The 3,307-nt window shown below is 74.1% G+C and carries 4 protein-coding genes and 1 pseudogene; 3 read left to right on the top strand and 2 right to left on the bottom strand.

The window, feature by feature from the left end:
- Nucleotides 1–105: 105 nt before the first annotated feature.
- The 3 genes from RIF68_RS31945 (at nt 106) to RIF68_RS31935 (ending at nt 1,571) form a co-directional block, all read left to right on the top strand.
- A complete protein-coding gene (locus RIF68_RS31945; RefSeq protein ID WP_309054756.1) occupies nt 106–486 on the top strand; it encodes a helix-turn-helix transcriptional regulator in 381 nt (126 codons plus the stop codon).
- Nucleotides 487–651: 165 nt separating this feature from the next.
- Complete coding sequence (locus RIF68_RS31940) at nt 652–1,134, top strand: DNA starvation/stationary phase protection protein (protein WP_309054755.1); 483 nt, start codon at nt 652–654, stop codon at nt 1,132–1,134.
- A gap of 143 nt (nt 1,135–1,277) precedes the next feature.
- The gene (locus RIF68_RS31935; RefSeq protein WP_309054754.1) at nt 1,278–1,571 is read left to right on the top strand and encodes a hypothetical protein; all 294 of its coding nucleotides are present in this window, start codon (nt 1,278–1,280) and stop codon (nt 1,569–1,571) included.
- A gap of 38 nt (nt 1,572–1,609) precedes the next feature.
- Here RIF68_RS31935 and RIF68_RS31930 read toward each other — a convergent pair whose 3' ends face one another.
- Entirely contained in the window at nt 1,610–2,407 is a 798-nt protein-coding gene (locus tag RIF68_RS31930; protein ID WP_309054753.1) for a DNA-formamidopyrimidine glycosylase family protein, read from the bottom strand.
- 123 nt (nt 2,408–2,530) lie between these two features.
- Nucleotides 2,531–3,307: pseudogene (locus RIF68_RS31925) on the bottom strand (DEAD/DEAH box helicase); the annotation flags it as partial.

Raw genomic sequence — 3,307 nt, 5'->3', positions numbered from 1 at the left:
TGCAGCCCTGAGTGAACACGACATCGCTCCCCGCACGGCCGCGGCGCGAGGCGGTATGGTGGGGCGTGAAGGATGCGGCTACGCGGTCCGAGGAGGGAGCCACCGATGATTCTGCTCCGTCGCCTGCTGGGTGACGTGCTGCGTCGGCAGCGCCAGCGCCAGGGCCGTACTCTGCGCGAAGTCTCCTCGTCCGCCCGAGTCTCGCTCGGCTATCTCTCCGAGGTGGAGCGGGGGCAGAAGGAGGCTTCCTCCGAACTGCTCTCCGCTATCTGCGACGCGCTGGACGTACGGATGTCCGAGCTCATGCGTGAAGTGAGCGACGAGCTGTCACTGGCCGAACTGGCCGCGTCGGCAGCGGCGAACGAACCGGTGCCACCGGTCCGTCCGATGCTCAACTCGGTGTCGGTGACGTCGGTGGGCGGTGTGCCCACCGAGCGGGTGACCATCAAGGCGCCCGCGGAAGCGGTCGACGTCGTCGCCGCCTGAACCGAAACGGGTCGAAGCCCCGGTCGTCACCCCTGCGGGGGTGCCGGCCGGGGCTTTTCGCCGTCCCGGCGCAGGTCGGAAGCTTCCCCGGGGATTGTTTGAGATGCCGAATTCCGGTCAGGCGTGCCATGGTGGGGGAAACGTACGACTGGTTGGAGATTCCGCATGTCTGTCGTGAAGAGTCCGCTTTCCGACGCCGACCTCAAGACGGTCGGCAACGCGCTCCAGGGGGCCCTGGTCGACCTGGTCGACCTCGCCCTGGTCGCCAAGCAGGTGCACTGGAACGTCGTCGGGCCGCGCTTCAGGTCCGTCCACCTGCAGCTCGACGAGGTCGTCGACACGGCCCGGACACACTCCGACACGGTGGCCGAGCGCGCGTCCGCCCTCGGCGTCAACCCGGACGGGCGGGCGGCGACCGTCGCGTCCTCCAGTGCCATCGGAAAGACTCCGGAGGGCTGGATCAAGGACGAGGACGCCGTCCAGGTCCTGGTCAGCGCGCTCGCGGCCGTCATCACCCGGATGCGGGAGCGCATCGAGGCGACCGAAAAGCCCGACCCGGTCACCCAGGACATCATCATCGGCCTGACGGCGGACCTCGAGAAGCACGCCTGGATGTTCCAGGCGGAGAGCGTCAAGAGCGGTGCCTGACGTGTCGCGCAGCCACCCGGTGGGGGGCGTGCCGCTGAGGTTCATACCCGGGGTCGCGCGCTCGGCGCACGCCCCGTCTGGCTTCGGTGCGCCCTCCCGCCGAGTGATCCTGCCGGTCTAGCGTCGATCGGCAGGAGGCGGCCATGGTACGGCGACGGTTCCCGCTGGCGACGCTCACGCTGATCGTGGTCGGGCTGGTGGCCGGGGGATTCTGGTGGTGGGCGGTGCTGCGCCTGGCTCTGGCCCCGGCCGAGGCCGGGCCGGTCGAAGGGGCGCTGGCCGCGAGCGGCTGGGGACTGAGCCTGCTGCCGGTGCACGTCGCCGCCTCGGCGGATCGCGGCGGCAGGCGCCGCAGTCGGCGCGGGGGCGCGCTGTGGTGGGCCCGGCTCGGGCGTGGTGACGGGATGTCAGCCGCCGGCCGGGCCGTCAGACGGTAGACGGAGCTCGCGGGTTGCTGCCTGCGGGCTCTTTGCGTTCACGGGGTCTCGCCCTGGGGGCCGTGCTGGCAGCCGGGGCACCAGTAGGTGATCCGGTCACCGAGTTCGGCCTTGCGGACCTGGGTCCCGCAGCGCAGACACGGGCGTCCGCCACGGCCGTAGACGTACAGGGGGATGCCGGGATGACGGGACGTGGTGGTGCGGCGCTCCGGGCGGTCCTTGTTCGCCTCCAGCAGGCGGTGGGCGGTCGCGACGAGGCGCGCGGGGACGTCAGGCGCCAGCTCGCCCACCGGGAGCCACGGGGTGACGCCGGCGAGGAACGCCAGCTCGCACTTGAACACATTGCCGATCCCGGCGAGGTTCCGCTGGTCCAGCAGGGCCTCGCCCAGCGTGCGGGCCGGGTCCGCGCGGAGACGGCGCACCGCCTCCTCCGGGTCCCAGTCCGGGCCCAGGAGGTCCGGGCCGAGGTGGCCCACCACCCGGGACTCCTCGGCGGTGCGCAGCAGCTCCAGGACCGGTAGCCGGTAGCCGTACGCGGTGTTCTCGGCGTTCCCGAGGATCGCCCGGATCTGGTGGTCGGGGCCGCCGCGCGGGCGCTCGCCCGTGGCGTACACCCGCCAGGCGCCGTCCATCCGCAGATGGGAGTGGACGGTGAACCCGCCCTCGACGCGGGTGAGGAGATGCTTGCCGCGCGGAGTGACGTCCAGGACGGTGCGGCCGGTGAGGTCGGCCGTGGCGAAGCGCGGCACCCGGAGGTCCGTTCGGGTGAGCACCCGTCCGGCCAGTGCGGCGTGCAGGCGGTGGGCCGCCAGCCAGATGGTGTCTCCTTCGGGCATACGACCATCATGCCGGGTGCGGGTGCGGGTGCGGGTGCGGGTGCGGGTGCGGGTGCAGGTGCGATGCCGTGCCGGGGTGCGGGGGCCCGACCGTGCGGGCACGGCGCGGGCCCAGGGCCCGGGTCAGGCGCGCAGGCGCAGGCCCCGGGGGGTGGCGAGGAAACCGGCGGCCTCCAGCGGGCGGGCCAGCGGTGAGGTGAGGGCCGTGGCACCGTTGATCCGCTCCACCGTGACGGTGCCGAGCACCCCCTGCCGGGCCGCCGCCGCCAGAGCCTCGGCCGCCGCCGTCAGCGCGGGATCGTCCGGCTCGGCGGGCCACGACAGCAGGGTCTTGCCGCCGCGCTCCATGTACAGCGTCAGTTCGCCGTCCACCAGGACCACCAGCGCGCCCGCCTTGCGGCCCGGCTTGTGGCCCGCGCCCGTCGGCGGCTCGGGCCAGGAGAGCGCCGCCCCGTACGCGTTGGCCGGATCGGCGGCGGCCAGCACCACCGCGCGCGGGCCCGCCGCGGCCTCGGCACCCCGGTCGCGGGCGGTCGCCGCCGCGCGGAGCCGGTCCACCGCCCCGTCCATCGCGAACTGGGCCGCCCCCAGGCCCTCCACCACATAGCCGCGGCGGGCCTGACCGCTGTCCTCGAACGCGGACAGCACCCGGTAGACGGCGGAGAAGCCGCCCTCCACCCCCTCGGCGGCCACCGCCCCCCGGGTGACGACACCGTGCCGGTCCAGGAGGGTACGGGCCAGGGCGTGTGCCCGGTGGGTGGGCTCCGGGGCGGCCCCCGGCAGCAGCGACCAGCGGCCGGAGACGGTCGGCGGCCCCGTGCGGGACGCCGTGCGGGCGGTCGTGCCGAGGGCGCCGAACCGGCCCCGGGGTACCGTGCGCCGCGCGCGGTGCGCCGTCGA

Source organism: Streptomyces sp. (assembly GCF_031178505.1).
In the GTDB taxonomy this organism is placed as follows: Bacteria; Actinomycetota; Actinomycetes; order Streptomycetales; family Streptomycetaceae; genus Streptomyces; species Streptomyces gulbargensis.
This window is presented reverse-complemented; position numbering and strand designations above follow the sequence as displayed.